This is a genomic window from Klebsiella sp. NPDC088457 (assembly GCF_044900465.1).
In the GTDB taxonomy this organism is placed as follows: Bacteria; Pseudomonadota; Gammaproteobacteria; order Enterobacterales; family Enterobacteriaceae; genus Klebsiella.
In genome coordinates this window covers 72,627-88,334 of the sequence record NZ_JBJDNH010000007.1, presented here as the reverse complement: position 1 = coordinate 88,334, position 15,708 = coordinate 72,627, and the positions used below count along the sequence as shown (strand labels likewise).

The 15,708-nt window shown below is 57.6% G+C and carries 16 protein-coding genes; 7 read left to right on the top strand and 9 right to left on the bottom strand.

Features of this window, described 5'->3' with window-relative positions:
* Positions 1 to 14: 14 nt before the first annotated feature.
* Positions 15 to 620 (bottom strand): ankyrin repeat domain-containing protein, encoded by a 606-nt coding sequence (locus tag ACI2JR_RS06505; protein ID WP_132728648.1) that lies wholly within the window; start codon positions 618 to 620, stop codon positions 15 to 17.
* 263 nt (positions 621 to 883) lie between these two features.
* Here ACI2JR_RS06505 and ACI2JR_RS06500 point away from each other — a divergent pair, with 263 nt between their 5' ends.
* The 6 genes from ACI2JR_RS06500 to ACI2JR_RS06475 all read left to right on the top strand — a co-directional run bounded on the left by ACI2JR_RS06500 (position 884) and on the right by ACI2JR_RS06475 (position 7,030).
* Positions 884 to 1,378: a DUF1097 domain-containing protein gene (locus ACI2JR_RS06500; protein ID WP_132728650.1), complete on the top strand. Its 495-nt coding sequence runs from the start codon at positions 884 to 886 to the stop codon at positions 1,376 to 1,378.
* 159 nt (positions 1,379 to 1,537) lie between these two features.
* Positions 1,538 to 2,494, top strand: a complete 957-nt coding sequence (locus tag ACI2JR_RS06495) for a LysR substrate-binding domain-containing protein (protein ID WP_132728652.1) — start codon at positions 1,538 to 1,540, stop codon at positions 2,492 to 2,494.
* Positions 2,495 to 2,575: 81 nt separating this feature from the next.
* Entirely contained in the window at positions 2,576 to 2,989 is a 414-nt protein-coding gene (locus ACI2JR_RS06490) for a DNA breaking-rejoining protein (RefSeq protein WP_462478145.1), read from the top strand.
* A 557-nt stretch (positions 2,990 to 3,546) separates the two neighbouring features.
* Entirely contained in the window at positions 3,547 to 4,470 is a 924-nt protein-coding gene (locus ACI2JR_RS06485) for a sugar ABC transporter substrate-binding protein (protein WP_132728655.1), read from the top strand.
* 33 nt (positions 4,471 to 4,503) lie between these two features.
* A complete protein-coding gene (locus ACI2JR_RS06480; RefSeq protein WP_462478144.1) occupies positions 4,504 to 5,988 on the top strand; it encodes a sugar ABC transporter ATP-binding protein in 1,485 nt (494 codons plus the stop codon).
* Between the two features lie 19 nt (positions 5,989 to 6,007).
* A complete protein-coding gene (locus ACI2JR_RS06475; RefSeq protein WP_207896633.1) occupies positions 6,008 to 7,030 on the top strand; it encodes an ABC transporter permease in 1,023 nt (340 codons plus the stop codon).
* 66 nt (positions 7,031 to 7,096) lie between these two features.
* On the opposite strand, the gene ACI2JR_RS06470 is transcribed toward ACI2JR_RS06475, so the two are convergent.
* The 7 genes from ACI2JR_RS06470 to ACI2JR_RS06440 are packed head-to-tail and all read right to left on the bottom strand — an operon-like array spanning position 7,097 to position 13,547.
* Positions 7,097 to 8,323: a Zn-dependent hydrolase gene (locus tag ACI2JR_RS06470; protein ID WP_462478143.1), complete on the bottom strand. Its 1,227-nt coding sequence runs from the start codon at positions 8,321 to 8,323 to the stop codon at positions 7,097 to 7,099.
* Positions 8,320 to 8,802 (bottom strand): L-2-amino-thiazoline-4-carboxylic acid hydrolase, encoded by a 483-nt coding sequence (locus ACI2JR_RS06465; RefSeq protein WP_132728661.1) that lies wholly within the window; start codon positions 8,800 to 8,802, stop codon positions 8,320 to 8,322. Before ACI2JR_RS06465 ends, ACI2JR_RS06470 begins: the two co-directional genes overlap by 4 nt.
* 17 nt (positions 8,803 to 8,819) lie before the next feature.
* A complete protein-coding gene (locus tag ACI2JR_RS06460; RefSeq protein WP_462478142.1) occupies positions 8,820 to 9,977 on the bottom strand; it encodes a branched-chain amino acid ABC transporter substrate-binding protein in 1,158 nt (385 codons plus the stop codon).
* A 27-nt stretch (positions 9,978 to 10,004) separates the two neighbouring features.
* Positions 10,005 to 10,724 (bottom strand): ABC transporter ATP-binding protein, encoded by a 720-nt coding sequence (locus ACI2JR_RS06455; protein ID WP_132728664.1) that lies wholly within the window; start codon positions 10,722 to 10,724, stop codon positions 10,005 to 10,007.
* Positions 10,717 to 11,484 (bottom strand): ABC transporter ATP-binding protein, encoded by a 768-nt coding sequence (locus tag ACI2JR_RS06450; protein ID WP_132728666.1) that lies wholly within the window; start codon positions 11,482 to 11,484, stop codon positions 10,717 to 10,719. The genes ACI2JR_RS06455 and ACI2JR_RS06450 overlap by 8 nt, the downstream gene beginning before the upstream one ends.
* The gene (locus tag ACI2JR_RS06445; RefSeq protein ID WP_462478141.1) at positions 11,481 to 12,587 is read right to left on the bottom strand and encodes a branched-chain amino acid ABC transporter permease; all 1,107 of its coding nucleotides are present in this window, start codon (positions 12,585 to 12,587) and stop codon (positions 11,481 to 11,483) included. The genes ACI2JR_RS06450 and ACI2JR_RS06445 overlap by 4 nt, the downstream gene beginning before the upstream one ends.
* Positions 12,588 to 12,596: 9 nt before the next feature.
* Positions 12,597 to 13,547, bottom strand: coding sequence for a branched-chain amino acid ABC transporter permease (locus tag ACI2JR_RS06440; RefSeq protein ID WP_132728669.1), 951 nt, complete (start codon positions 13,545 to 13,547; stop codon positions 12,597 to 12,599).
* 171 nt (positions 13,548 to 13,718) lie between these two features.
* Here ACI2JR_RS06440 and ACI2JR_RS06435 point away from each other — a divergent pair, with 171 nt between their 5' ends.
* Positions 13,719 to 14,648, top strand: a complete 930-nt coding sequence (locus ACI2JR_RS06435) for a LysR substrate-binding domain-containing protein (RefSeq protein WP_132728671.1) — start codon at positions 13,719 to 13,721, stop codon at positions 14,646 to 14,648.
* A 14-nt stretch (positions 14,649 to 14,662) separates the two neighbouring features.
* Here ACI2JR_RS06435 and ACI2JR_RS06430 read toward each other — a convergent pair whose 3' ends face one another.
* Positions 14,663 to 15,667 (bottom strand): LacI family DNA-binding transcriptional regulator, encoded by a 1,005-nt coding sequence (locus ACI2JR_RS06430; protein ID WP_462478188.1) that lies wholly within the window; start codon positions 15,665 to 15,667, stop codon positions 14,663 to 14,665.
* Positions 15,668 to 15,708: the final 41 nt, after the last annotated feature.

The following is a 15,708-nucleotide window of genomic DNA, read 5'->3' as shown; positions in this document are numbered from 1 at the left end:
GTCGCTCTCCTGTATCAGGCGCCAGCGGCGATCAGCAGCTGCGCAATCTCCTCAAAGCCTTTCTCCCGCGCCAGCTCCAGCGGGGTTCTGCCATATTTATCGGTCATCTGCGGGTTCGCGCCGTGGGCCAGCAGCAGCTTAACGATAGCCTGCTGCGTCGCCCCGCCGTCATTCAGGACGATGGCTTCCAGCAGCGGCGTCCAGCCCACAAAATTGGTGTGGTTGACGTTTATTTCGCTATCCGTCAGCAGCGCTTCCACGATCCTGAGGTGGCCTTTTTCACAGGCGGGAGTCAGGCCCACGCCGCCAAAACGGGTCAGGCGATTAAGATCGGGATTCGCCGGCAAAATTAAGCGTAATAACGTCAGATCGTTATTCAGACAGCTCAACAGAAAAGGATTTAAGCAGGTCTGATCCTGCTTATTGATATCGGCGCCCGCGGCGATAAGCTGGGTCACGCAGGAATAATGCTGAAATAAGCTGGCTAATGTAATTGCCGTTCGCCCCTGGCGATCGCTGACGTTAATATCAACGCCCTGAGCGAGGCAGGATTTTAATTCTGTTAAATGGCCGTGTTCTGCAGCGAATAGAAATTCAGCGTTCAGATTTTCCCTGGACATTATTTTCTCCTGATAGTTTGCCACGGTGATTTTGGGGCTGAATTGAGAATAGCAATGAAAAATAGATAAAAGAACCCGGTTAAAATTTATTCGCCATAAACGCCCTGATTGTTGAATAATTTTTAACAGTCGATACAGGCTGTGCGGTAGTGCAATGTTTGTTTCTTTGCCGCGATAGTCCTCAGTACAGGCGGGGTTTCTTTGTATACAGTTGCCTGACGAAATCAATATTCAGCAACGGCTAAGATGATGAGGAGGGAGAGATGAACGGACTCACCGCAACGGGGGTTACTGTCGGCATTTGTGCCGGGGTCTGGCAGCTGATCTCCTCGCTGGTTGGGCTTGATCCGAGCTGGGGTCTGCTCGGAACGATTGGCTTCGTCGCCTTTTGCAGTTTTTATGCCGCAGGCGGCGGTAAAGAAGGGTTCATCAAGAGCCTGTTTGTTAACTATTCTGGCGCGGTCTGGGCGTTTCTCGCCGCGCAGGCGGCGGCGGGGATCGCATCGGGCAGCGGGATGTCGAACTTCTGGGCGAGCGTGGTGACCACGGTACCCTTCTCCGCGGTGATTGTCTGGCAGGGACGGTTTGCGCTCACTTCTTTTATCCCCGGCGGCTTCCTCGGGATGACCTTATTTTTTGCCTCCGGGCTGAACTGGTCAGTGACCCTGGTGGGCTTTTTCGCCGGTAACTGCGTCGGACTGATTTCGGAATATAGCGGGCGTAAGCTGAGTGAAGCGACCTCTAAAAGCCAGCCCTGAGTCCTGTGCCGGCAGAGGATCTCCATTGCGCGCGTGGCGGAAAATAGTCCGTAGGGTGTTAAAAGTTATTCAAAAATGATTGCCTGACGATCGCAACGGCGCATACATTCAACGGCAGGGCCGAATGGAGGGTGGGTTAATGAGACAGGGCGCGGGCGCATGAACTCAATTTTTACTGAAGAAAATCTGCTGGCGTTTACCACGGCGGCGCGATTCGGCAGCTTTAGTAAGGCCGCGGATGAGCTGGGGCTGACGACATCGGCCATCAGCTACACCATTAAGCGCATGGAGACGGGGCTGGACGTGGTGCTGTTTACCCGCAATACCCGCAGTATTGAGTTGACCGAGTCCGGCTACTATCTTTTTCGCAAGGCCACCGATTTGCTCAATGATTTCCACGCCATTAAGCGCAGCATCGATACCATCTCCCAGGGGATTGAAGCGCGGGTACGCATCTGCATTAATCAGCTGCTGTATACCCCGCGACATACCGCACGCCTGCTGCAGGTGCTCAAAAAACAGTTTCCAACCTGCCAGATTACCGTGACGACGCAGGTGTATAACGGCGTCTGGGATGCGATAATCAACAACCAGGCCAATATTGCGATTGGCGCGCCGGATACGCTGCTTGACGGCGGCGGCATTGATTACACCGAAATTGGCGCTATCCGTTGGGTGTTTGCTATTGCCCCGGATCATCCGCTGGCCTTTATCCCGGAGCCAATATCGGAAAGCCAGCTGCGCCTCTATCCCAATATTATGGTCGAGGACACCGCCAGCACCATCAATAAGAAAGTGGGCTGGCTTTTACATGGTCAGGAGGCGATTCTGGTCCCGGACTTTAATACCAAATGCCAGTGCCAGATCCTCGGTGAAGGAATCGGCTTTTTGCCGGACTATATGGTCAATGAGGCGATGGCGGAAAACAGGCTGATTATCCGCCAGATTCATAACCCGCGTCAGGATTCGGGGATGCTGCTGGCAACCCAGCATGCGGCCACCGGGCAGGTGACCCAGTGGATCAAAAAACAGTTTCGTCCGGGCGGGATATTAAGCGCGATTTATGCTGATTTACTCCACCGCGAGGCAGAGAGTCAAAGCATCAGAGGAAAATAGTGGCAACCGGTTTCCCGGGAATATTGTCCGCATACCTGATGTGATATAACACCCTGTATTAAAACAGAAGGTGTTAATTAAATGAAAAATTTAAAGTTAATTGTTGGTGGTTTGATCTGCGCAGGTTGTTTATTCACACCGCTCTGGTCAATGGCAAATTATAAAATCAATACGCTACCGGTTCACTTCGCTAAAGGAACCGATGGGGCGACCATCAAAAACGCGGTCAGCGGTGCCGATGTGAAAGACTATACGCTGGTGGCGAAGGAGGGGCAGATGATGCACGTCAGTATGAAAAGCAAATGGCCTCATCCCTGTTTCAACGTTATCAACCCGGCAAACGAGACGATTTTTAACGGTTCGATGACCGAAGGTGCCTTTGAGCAACGTCTGGCAACCGGCGGAAAGTATACGGTGCGTGTTTACCAGATGGGGGCAGCGCGCGATGAGGGAAAAACCAGCGGCTATGAGCTGGAATTGAAAATCACCCCGTAGAATATCCTCAACTCTCTGCTTATCGCTTACCGATGAAGAACATCCCCTGCGGGCGGTGTTCTTCATCGTCAGCGTCTCCGCGCTAACCCCTGCACCCTGCTCTCATTACCCGTAATAACGGGACTAATGTTTCAAATATCCTCTTTATAACTATGGGTAATCGCTTCGCCCACAATGCCAGTGCCAGGCCGTTGGCTTGTGCGCAAACTGTCGGTGGCCTCTCATTTTTCGCTCGTTTATGCAGCAATGTTAGAGATCTGTCAAAGTTCTGTTATCGAGTGGTTTTAAAATTTTCATTTCAGTTATTTAATTATAAAAGTTTCATATGTGTTGTTAATGAAATAAAACAACTGAAATGTGACTGGCGATAAAATGCATGATTAATGAACTGCTGTTTTGATAATTCATTACAAATCAATTGAATTCAGCCGTTTTAATCCGCGTGGCTGCGTCGCTGCTGGCGGTGGAGACGACCGGTGACAGACCGCCGCTTAACGAAACGAATTTTTCATTTTATCGCAATGAACTGGCATATCACTGACCCTTAAGGATCAACTATGAACATCAAGAAAACGATTATTGCCTCTTTGTTAGTCTGTATGTTACCCGCTGCGGTCATGGCAAAAGATATTTCCATCGGGGTTTCCATGGCGCTGTTCGATGATAACTTCCTGACCATTCTGCGTACCGCCATGCAGAAAGAGATGCAAAAAGACGGTGTGAAATCGCAGGTGGAAGATGCCAAGGGGGATGTATCGCAACAGCTACAACAGGTTCAGAACTTCATCGGTCAGGGCGTCGATGCCATTATTGTCGCCCCGGTTGATACCGATGCGGTGAAACCGATTATCGATCAGGCCAGCAAAGCCGGCATCCCGTTGGTGTTTGTTAACCGCCGGCCACAGGTTCCACTGACGGACAAAATGGCCTTTGTGGGCTCAGACTCCGTGCTCGCGGGACGCCTGCAGATGGAAGCGCTGGCGAAAGCGATGAACGGCAAGGGTAACGTGGCGATTCTGCTGGGCGATCTGGCGAATGAATCCACCCGCGACCGAACTAAAGGCGTTGAAGAAGTCGTGGCGAAGTATCCGGATATTAAAATCGTCCAGAAGCAGACCGCGAAGTTTATGCGTAACGACGCCGTTGACGTGGTGAGCAACTGGATGACCAGCGGTGAAGATATCCAGGCGATTGCGTCCAACAACGATGAAATGGCTATTGGTGCCCTGCAGGCGCTGGGCAGCAACCCAAATCATATTCTGATTGCCGGTGTCGATGGCACGCCGGATGCCCTGCAGATGCTCAAAAACGGCAAGATGATCGCCACCGTTTTCCAGGATGCCAAAGGTCAGGGAGTCGGGGCGGTTGACGCCGCCATCAAACTGGCCAACGGTGAAACAGTAGCAAAAGTCATCGATGTCCCTTTCCAGCTGATTACCAAAGAGAATATGTCTGAGTTTATCAGTCGTAATCAAAAATAATCATTCCAGGACCCGCGGTACGGAGGTTGATCTATGAACGCTTTTGCACTTGAAGCCGAAGGTATCAGCAAGTTCTTTCCCGGCGTGAAGGCGCTCGATAACGTCTCATTACGCGTGCGCCCGGGAACGGTGCACGCCCTGATGGGGGAAAATGGCGCCGGCAAATCGACGCTAATGAAGTGCCTGATCGGGATTTATCGTCCCGATAAAGGTGCCATTCGGGTGAAGGGCCAACCGGTACAGTTTCAGGACACTATGGACGCGCTGCGCTCGGGGATCTCGATGATCCACCAGGAACTGAATCTGGTGCCGCACATGACGGTCGCGGAGAATATCTGGCTGGGCCGCGAGCCAATGAAGTTTGGCTTTGTCGATCATCGTCAGCTTACCCGTCAGACCCAGACGCTGCTCAATAAACTGAATATCCGTCTCTCCGCCGACCGGCTGGTGGGCGATCTGAGCATCGCCGCCCAGCAGATGGTGGAAATTGCCAAAGCGGTATCGTGGAACGCGGATATTGTGATTATGGATGAGCCCACCTCGGCGTTGACCGAAGGGGAGGTGGCGCACCTGTTCACCATCATTCGCGATTTACGCGAGCAGGGCAAAGCCATTATCTACATCAGCCACAAGATGGATGAGATTTTCACCATCACCGATGAAATCAGCGTTTTCCGCGACGGCGCCTGGGTGGGGAGTAAACAGACGACAGAGTTTACCTGTCAGTCGTTAATTACCCAGATGGTGGGCCGCGAACTCACCCAGCTATTCCCTAAATTTAATAACACCATCGGGGAGGAAGTCCTGACGGTGCGCAATCTGTCGCGGAAAGGCCATTTCGAAGACGTCAGTTTCAGCGTCCGGCGAGGGGAGATTCTCGGCGTGGCTGGATTAGTCGGGGCCGGGCGCAGCGAAGTGATGGAAACTCTGTTTGGCATGGCGCATTTCGACAGCGGTGAAGTGCTGATTGATGGCCTACCGGTCACCATCGACTCGCCCTCGGTAGCGATTGAAAAAGGGATGGCGCTGCTGACGGAGGATCGCAAAAAGTCCGGGCTGTTCCTGGTGCTGTCGGTGATGGAGAACATGAGCATCGTCAATATGCCGGAATATATTGGCAAAAGCGGGTTCGTCAAACATATGAAGATGGCGGAAGACTGCATGGAGCAGATCCGGCGCCTGAATATTAAAACGCCGACCATGGATCAGATTATTAATAACCTGAGCGGCGGTAACCAGCAAAAGGTGTTGATTGCCCGCTGGCTGTTAGCCCAGCCGAAAATATTAATTCTCGATGAACCGACCCGCGGCATCGACGTGGGAGCGAAAGCGGAAATTTATCACCTGATTAGCGAACTGGCGAACCGCGGCGTCGCGGTGATTATGGTCTCTTCCGAACTGCCGGAAATTCTTGGCATGAGCGACCGGGTGATGGTCATGCACGAAGGACGTATTACCGGCATCCTCGATAAAGACGAGGCCGATCAGGAAACCATTTTGTCGTTGGCATCCCATTGAGGCGTAGAGAATGAGCAATATGAAATTGACTGCAGCATCTGCAAATGAGCGACCTTCTTTCCTGGATAGTTTGCGACATAAGCTACCGAAAGATACCGGTATATTTATCGTTATGCTGGCGATCGCCCTGACGTTTGAAATTGCCGGCTGGTACGTCCGCGACCAGTCTTTCCTGCTGAATACCAACCGGCTGGTGCTGATTGTTCTGCAGGTCGCCATTATCGGGATTATCGCCGTTGGCGTCACCCAGGTCATTATCACCACCGGGATCGACCTTTCGTCTGGCTCGGTGATCGCCCTGGCGGCAGTGGTGGCGGCCAGTCTGGCGCAAACCTCCGATAGCCTGTCGCCGATGTTTCCGTCGCTGGTTAACCTGCCGGCGGTGATCCCGATTTTCGCCGGGATTGGCGTAGGGCTGATCTGCGGATTAACCAACGGTTTTCTGGTCACCCGTACCGGGATCCCGCCGTTTATCGCCACCCTCGGGATGATGGTCTCGGCACGCGGCCTGGCGCAGTATTACACCCAGGGCAATCCAATCAGTTTCCTGTCGGATAGTTTTACCTCTATTGGTCAGGGGGCGATGCCGGTGATCATTTTCTTCGTCATCGCCGCCCTGTTCCACGTGGCGCTCAAACATACCCGCTACGGGAAATATGTCTACGCCATCGGCGGCAATATGACCTCGGCCAAAGTGTCCGGCATCAACGTGAATAAGTATCTGGTGATCGTCTATACCATCGCCGGCGCCCTTTCTGGTCTTGCCGGGGTGGTGCTGGCGGCGCGCGTCAGCAGCGGGCAGTCCAGCATGGGGATGTCTTATGAGCTGGATGCTATCGCTGCCGCGGTTATCGGCGGCAGTAGCCTGATGGGCGGGGTGGGGCGCATCACCGGTACGCTGATCGGCGCGATGATTCTGGGCCTGATCAAAAGCGGTTTCACCTTCGTCGGCGTCGATGCTTACGTCCAGGATATTATTAAGGGCATTATTATTGTGGCGGCGGTCACTATCGATATGCGCCGCAACCGTAAAAAACACTAGGTCATATCCCAGAAATGGCCCGTCGTGTTGCCACTGCGGGCCATTTTGTTTGTCAGGCGCGCGGGATTACGGCTCTCTGGCGGCCTGCAAAACGCTGTGCAGCAGGACGTTCGCCCCTTTTGCGGCCCAGTCGGGGTGAATATTCTCCGCTTCATTATGACTAATCCCTTTCTCGCAGGGGATAAAGATCATACTGGCGGGCGCGACTTTGCTGATATAGCAGGTATCATGCCCGGCGCCGGAAACCATCCGCCTGGCGCTGTAGCCGAGCGCCCGGACGGCCTGTTCGCTGCGCGCCAGACACTGCGCGTCGAAAGCGATCGGGGCGTAGTCAAATATCCGCTCAACTTCGGCCGGGACGCCGCGCCCGGCCAGTTCGGCCGCGGCGCGATGCAACGCCTGCTCCATCGCCTCGAGGGCGCTGCTTTGCGGATGGCGGAATTCGACGCTGCATTCGACACGCCCCGGCACCACGTTGCGCGACCCCGGCGTCACCTGCACCATGCCAACGGTGGCCCGGCCGTCCGGTTGATGGGCAATGCCAATCTGTTCTACCGCCAGCGCCAGCCTGGCGAAAGCGGTCAGCGCATCGCGACGGCTGCCCATCGGCGTGGTCCCGGCGTGGGCCGCGAAGCCTTCCAGCATGATAGTGAACCAGCGCTGGCCCATGGCCGCATGCACCAGCCCGATATCAACCCCTTCTTCTTCCAGAATCGGCCCCTGTTCAATGTGGACTTCGTAGCAGGCGTGGAGCGGAAAGGCCTGCGCCGGACGTGCGCCGCGGTAGCCGATAGCCTCCAGCGCCGCGCCGACGCTGATGCCGTCGCGATCTTCACGGGCGAGAGCCCAGTCTTCGCTGAATTGCCCGGACCAGACGCCGGAGGCGAGCATCGCTGGCGCAAAACGCGCCCCTTCTTCGTTGGTCCAGTTCACCAGCACGATATCGCGCTCGGTTTCTACGCCCTGGTCGTTGAGGCTGCGCAGCGCCTCCAGCCCGGCCAGCACGCCATAAATCCCGTCATAGCGGCCGCCAAGGGGCTGCGAATCGACGTGCGAACCGGTTAAAACCGGCGCCAGCGACGGATTGCGACCCGCCCGGCGGATAAACATGTTACCCATGCTATCCACGTCGCAGCGAAAACCGGCTTCCCGCGCCCACTCGCGCAGCAGATTACGCGCCTGCCGGTCTTCTGCGCTCAGCGCCAGTCGGGTCACGCCGCCCGCCGGCGTTGCGCCGAGGAGGGCCATCTCGTTAAGCGTCGACCACAGGCGTTCGCTATTGACGGTGATCATGGTTTGTCCTTTTTTACGCGATAGCGGAAGTCGCAGCACGACCCGCCCTGCATGATGGTGGTGGTGCGGGTCAGCTCGACGTCCGGCGCGTAGCCGACGATAAATTTGTCATCGCGGGCGCACGAGAGCAGATGACCAATCTCACCCAGCCCCATTTCGTGATACATCTCGGCGTAGCGGCAGCGGTTGACGTTGTAGTTGTACTGCTGGTCGTCGGCGTCCAGTACTTTGACCTCCAGGGCGTTGTCTTTTTCCCACAGGTACTGCAGGGCGACAAAGCTGCGGATGTCCGCGCCGTTGGGCTCTTTGCTGGCAAACGCTTTTCCCGCCTCGATCGCGGCGTTCTCGATAGCTTCGCCAATCACCGCCTGCGCGCGCGCCTTGCCGATCTCGCGCACCAGGATGTCATAAATCGGCTTAATAATTTCTGCTTCAATTTTGCGGCGGGCGAGAATGCCCAGCTCATTATTATCACTCATCACATTGCCTCACTGCGTTACTGCGTTTTGGCGCCGCCGAGTATGGTTTGCGGCTGCCATTTACCTTCAACGACCTTATAAACGGTAAAGGTCGGCGACTTGAGGTTACCTTCTTTATCAAAGGCGATTGGCCCGGTGACGGCGGAATAGCTGATGGCGCGCAGCGCGGGCAGATAGTCGGCCGGATCGACGGAGTCAGCTTTTTCCATCGCCGCCACCAGAACGCGGGTGGCGTCGTAGGCAAACGGCGCGTGGAGCTCGATATGGGTGTGATAGCGATCCTGATAGGCCTGCTCGAAGGCCTTACCGCCCGGCATCTGCTCAACCGGCAGTCCCGGCTCCAGCGCCACCACGCCATCGCCCTCTTTTTGCGCCAGCTGCAGGAAGGTCTGGCTGACGAAGCCGCCGGCGCCCATCAGGGTGGCGTTCATACCCAGCTGTTTGATGCGCCGCGCCAGCGGAGCCGCCTGGCTGTCGACGCCGCCGAAGAAGATCAGATCGGCATTTTTGCTGCGGATAGCCGTCAGCACGGCGCTGAAGTCGACGGTTTTGTCATCGACATACTGACGGTCGACGATTTTTACCCCCTGGGCGGCCAGCGATTTAATGAACTCGTCGGCCAGGCCCTGGCCGAAGGCGGTACGGTCATCAATCACCGCAATGCGTTGCGCCTTGAGGGTTTGCACCGCGTACTGTCCGGCGAACTGGCCGCCGTCGTCATCGTGACCCATCACCCGGAAGCTGGTATCGAAGCCCTGTCTGGTATAGGCGTGCCCGGTGGCCACCGGCGCCACCTGGGCAATACCCGCATCATGATAGACGCGGGCGGCGGGAATACTGGTACCGGTATTCCAGTGGCCGACCACGCCGGCGACGCCGCTATCCACCAGGCGCTGGGCCACGGCTACCGCGGTGCGTGGGTCCGACTGGTCGTCTTCGGATTGCAGCTTGAAGGTCACCGCTTTGCCGCCGATCGTCGGGTGCTGCTTGTTGATATCGTCAATGGCCAGCCGCGCGCCGTTTTCCAGATCCTTGCCGATACGCGCGGAAGGGCCGGTCAGCGGGCCTGCCAGGCCGATAATGACGGTCTCGCTGGCCGCGGACCACGCGGCAGATGAGGCAAAACCACTGAGCAGAATAGCGGCGCTAAGCGCACTGATGTTTACTGTTTTCATTATTTTTCCCTGATGCTGGTTGGTGTGTTAAGCGGGCATTTCGCCCAAATAAATCTGTGCGATACGGTCGTCGGCCAGCAGCGCCTGCGATGCGCCGCGCTCAACAATGCTGCCGCTGTCCATGACCCACGCGCTGTCGGTGGCCTCAAGCGCCAGGCGCGCGTTTTGCTCAATCAGCAGCAGGGCCACGCCGCGCTGACGCAGGGTGGCGATAACGCGAAAAACGTTCTCGACCATCAGCGGCGCCAGCCCCATCGACGGTTCGTCGAGGATCAGCAGACGCGGCCGGCTGAGCAGGGCGCGGTTCAGCGCCAGCAGCTGCTGTTCGCCGCCGGAAAGCAGCCCGGCCAGCTGATGCTGACGCTCGGCAAGACGTGGAAACCGGGTGAAGATCTCGTCCATCTCCTGGCGGACCGCCGCGCGATCGCGGCGTAGCCAGGCGCCCATTTGCAGGTTTTCCAGTACGCTCATGCGGGTAAAAATGCCGCGACCTTCCGGCACCATCACCAGGCCCTCGCGCAGCAGGGATTCGGCCCGGCATTTGCGGACCGCTTTGCCGTTGAAAAGAATCTCGCCGCTGAAGGGTTCCAGCCCGGTAATGGCGCGGACGGTGGAGCTTTTCCCCGCGCCGTTGGCGCCAATCAAGGTGGCCTGTTCGCCCGCTTTAACGCTGAACGAGACATCGCGTACCGCCTGAATGCCGCCGTAGTGCACCCCGAGGCCGGTGACGGTTAACAGATCAGACATGGGCGCTTCCTCCAAGCCAGGCGGCGATCACCGCCGGATCGCGGCGTACGGTATCCGGCGTGCCGCTGGTCAGCGTTTTGCCGTAATCAAGAACCATCAGGCGATCGCAAATGCCCATCACCAGTTTGACGTCATGCTCAATCATCAGCAGGGTTTTACCGTCGTCGCGAATGCGCAACAGCAGCTCGCCAAGCGCCATCTTCTCGGCGGCGTTCATCCCGGCGGCCGGTTCATCCAGCGCCAGCAGACGCGGGTCGGTAGCCAGCGCGCGGGCAATTTCCAGCCGCCGCTGGTGGCCGTAGGCGAGGTCGCAGGCGCGGTAGTGGGCAAACTGCGCGATGCCGGTATATTCCAGCCAGTGCCACGCCAGTTCACGGGTCTGCGCCTCTTCGGCGCGCGCGCGCGGGTGGCGGCTAAGTGCGGCCCACAGTCCGTTACGGGTACGCACGTGACGGCCGACCATCACGTTTTCCAGCACCGACATCTCATTAAACAGTCGCACGTTCTGGAAGGTGCGGGCGATGCCTGCCGCGGTCACCTTCGCGATATTGTGCGGAAAATAGGGCCGACCGGCGATGGCGAACTCGCCGCTGTCCGCCGGATAAAGCCCGGTAATCAGGTTAAAGCAGGTGGTTTTCCCCGCGCCGTTGGGGCCAATCAGGCCATAAATTTCGCCTTGATTGATGCTCAGCGACACGTTATCGACCGCCGTCAGGCCGCCGAAGCGTTTCGACATATTACGTACGCTTAACAGGCTCATGCTTTCGCTCCCTGACGGCGTGCCGGCCAGATCCCCTGCGGACGCAGCAGCATCACCAGCACCAGCGCCAGGCCGTAGAACAGCTGCCGCAGAATTTCCGGGTCAATCAGCACTTCGCCAAACAGCGCCTGTTGTACCGGCGCGGCCTGACTGCGGAGCAGTTCCGGCAGCGCGGTGAGCAATACGGCGCCGAGGATCACCCCCGGGATGTGCCCCATGCCGCCGAGGACCACCATCGCCAGTACCGCAATCGACTCCTGCAGGGTAAAGGATTCCGGGGAGACGAACCCCTGGAAGGCGCCGAACAGCGCCCCGGCAACGCCGCCGAACGAGGCGCCAATGGCGAAGGCCAGTAGTTTGTAGTTACGCACGTTGATGCCCATGGCGCGGGCAACATCTTCATCTTCGCGGATGGCGTGCCAGGCGCGGCCGATACGGGAGTGCTGCAGGCGCAGGCAGACGAAAATAATCGCCACAATCACCAGCATCAGCAGGTAGTACCACAGCCACAGCGCCGGGACTTTAAAACCGAACCAGTGATAAACGCCGCTAAACTTCAGGCCGAACAGATTCAGCGTATCGACGCCAGAGATCCCTTTGGCGCCGTTGGTGATGTTGACCGGGCGGTCGAGGTTACGCATCAGGATGCGGATGATTTCACCGAAGCCGAGCGTGACAATCGCCAGATAGTCACCGCGCAGCTTCAGCGTCGGCGCGCCGAGGAGGATGCCGCAGCCCGCGGCGACCAGCGCGGCAAGCGGAATAATCAGCAGCCACGAGGTATGCAGGCCGTCGGGCAACCAGGTCTGTAGCCCCGGGAACGCCTCCAGCAGATGTGGGGAGGCGAGCAGAGCGGCGAGATAGGCCCCTACGGCGTAGAAGGCGATAAATCCCATATCCAGCAGGCCGGTGTAGCCGACCACGATATTCAGTCCCAGCGCCAGCATGATGTAGAGCAGGGCAAAATCGATAACCCGCACCCAGTAGTTGCCGCCGAGCTGGCTGGCCACTATCGGGGCGATCAGCAATGCGCAGATAAACAGGGCCATACCGGACCAGAAGCGGCGCGAGACGGCGGGAGCGTCTAATTGTATTGTGGTCATGATTGTCTCCTATGCCCGGTGCGCCACGCGCTCGCCAAGTAAACCGGCGGGACGGAAGACCAGCACCAGAATCAGCACCATAAAGGCGAAGATATCCTGATAGTTGCTGCCGAAGACGCCATGGGTCAGATCGCCGAGATAGCCGGCGCCCAGCGATTCGATAATCCCCAGCAGCAGGCCGCCGACCATCGCGCCGCGAATATTGCCGATCCCGCCGAGCACCGCGGCGGTAAAGGCTTTAATCCCGGGCAGGAAGCCCATCGAGAAACCGGCGCTGCCGTAGTTGCTGGCCATCATCACCCCGGCCAGCGCCGCGAAGATGCCGCCGATGGCAAAGGTGAGGCTGATAATGGCGTTGGGGTTGACCCCCATCAGCGTGGCGATGCGCGGGTTTTCAGCCACCGCCCGCATGCCGCGGCCCAGGCGGGTAAATTCCACCAGCAGCCACAGACCGAGCATGACCGCCAGCGCCAGCGCGACGGTAACGATACCGGTGACGGTGATAATGGCCGGCGGATGCGCCTCGCTGCCGTGAGTGATGGCGATCGGATCCATCGGCAGAATTTGCGGAAACATCAGCGGATTGCGGCTCCAGATAATCATGGCGACGGTCTGCAGCAGCACCGATACGCCGATCCCGGAGATCAGCGGGGCGAGACGAGGGGCATGACGCAGGCGACGATAGGCAAAGCGCTCTACCGCCATCGCCAGCAGCGCGCACACCGCCATGGCCAGCATCAGCGCCAGCGCCAGCTGGGCCAGCGGCGGCAGGCCGGGAAAATGGGCATGCAGCGCATTCATCCCGGAAAGGGTGGTTAATGCGCCCACCATCAGAATATCGCCGTGGGCAAAGTTAATAATGCGCAGAATGCCATACACCATGGTATAGCCGAGTGCGATCAGGGCGTAGATGCTGCCGAGCATGACCCCGTTGATAAGTTGTTGTATGAGAGTGTCCAACTGAAGTACCCGACAATGTGCTCAAATTACCGCTACCCTCTTACAAATGAATTAAATTGTAAAATACGGATATATTCTTTCTTATGATGATTGTGAATTTAACTATCATTATGATTTTTAATAATATTAAATAATGAGATGACGGGCGTTTTGCACTAAGAAAATCAACATATGAAAAAAACAGAACAATTAAGCGAGCAGGCAGCAGCTCCGCAAAGCCTGCTGAACAACGATCCGCCGCTGCGTGCGGTGCGGGCATTTGAAGCTATCGCTCGCCTGGGCAGCGTGACCCAGGCCGCACGTGAACTGGCGATCTCGCCATCGGCGGTAAGCCACCAGCTGAAGGTGCTGGAGGAGTATCTGCAAATTCCGCTGACGGAAAGAGCGGGGCGGCGGCTGACGCTCAGCCAGCAGGGGCGGGAGTACTACCGCTCGATCCGCGCGGCGTTTAATGTGCTGCGCCAGGCCACCGAGCACCTGGTCGATCAGGCCCAGACCCAGCAGGTCACCATCAGCCTGATCCCGTTGTTCGGCATGGGCTGGTTCATCCCCCGGCTGCCGTCATTTGTTCACGCTAACCCGCAGACCGAAATCAATGTGCTCTACGCCAACCACCGCAACTACCTCAGCGATGCCTCGGATATGTCTATCCGTTTTGGCGACGGGCATTGGGTGGGGTATCAGAGCGAAAAACTGATTTCCGGCAGGATGGTGCCGGTATGCAGCCGGGCGTTTCTCCGCCTGCATGGCCATATTGATACCCCGGAACAGCTACTGCAGATGCCGCTCCTGCATGATGAGGAGCGCACCACGTGGAATCAGTGGTTTGTTCAGCAAGGGGTAAAACGCCCGCCGCGCTCAACCGGGCCGCTGTTTGAAGACGGTCTGCTGACCCTTGCGGGCGTGCAGGCCGGCCTCGGCTGCGCCCTGATGCGCGAACCGTTAATCGCCCCCTATCTGAAAAGCGGCGAGCTGGTGAAAATCTTCGACGCGGCGATTGAGGATGGCCGGGATTACTACCTCTGCGTGCGTCACGACAGCGACATGACGCCCAACGGTAAGCTGCTGCAGAGCTGGCTGCGCAACGAGGCGCTAAATTAAGCGCCTTGCGCAGGTCAACGGTGGCGGATCTGCAGCGTCGCCGGCAGGTAGCGCCGCAGCGGATCCGGCGTTTTCCCGTCGATAAGCTGGCTGAGCAGGTCATAGCAGTGCCACGCCAGCTGGCGGTTGTCCTGCTGGACGGTATCGATACGCAGCGACAGCGAGTCGTAGAGATAGTGATCGTCAAAGCTCGCCAGGTGAATGTCGGAATCCAGTAAATGGTGCTGGCTCATATAGCGCAATACCCCTTCCAGCAGGCCGCAGGCGGCGGTAAACAGCGCTTTCGGCGGGCGACCGAGACGCGCGCACAGCGCGGCGAACATCTCATAGCCGGAGCTCGGATGATAGTTACCGTTAATCACCCATTCGGGACGCAGCTCGACCCCCGCGTTTGCCAGCCCCTGGGTGAAGCCCGCCAGGCGGTCGCGCGACGGCGAAAGGCGCGGCTGCCCGCCGAGGAACCAGAACTCATCGCTGTGCCCGGGGGCAATGCGCGAAATCAGATCCGCCGTCGGGCTGATGGCGTCGGTCATCACCAGCGGCAGGGGGCTTTCGCTGGGGCAGCGGTCAAACAGCACCACCGGCAGCTGTTCGCTAAGTTTGCGATAATCGGCGTCGTTGTGCAGGCAGGAGGCGACAATCAGACCGTCAACCTGACGGGCAATCATATTATTGACCACCACGTTTTCCTGGGCCGGGTTTTCATCGGTACAGGAGATAAGCAGCTGCACCCCGGCTTCGCGACAGAGCATTTCAAGCTCGTGAGAGAAGACGGCAAAACCGTAGTTGGTGATTTCAGGTACTACCAGACCGATGGTATGGCTGCGGTTATCGCGCAGCGAACGGGCGTGGATGCTGGGCTGGTAATGTTGTTCGCGGGCAATCGCCAGCACCCGCTCGCGGGTTTGCCGGGCGACACGGAGCTCTTTGCCGCGACCGTTCAGCACCAGGCTGGCGGTCGCTTTTGAGACCCCCGCCAGCCCGGCGATATCTTTAATGGTAACGCGTTTGGTTTTCATCACGGCAACATGCGCCTGAAATTAAAACGCTTATTCTACCA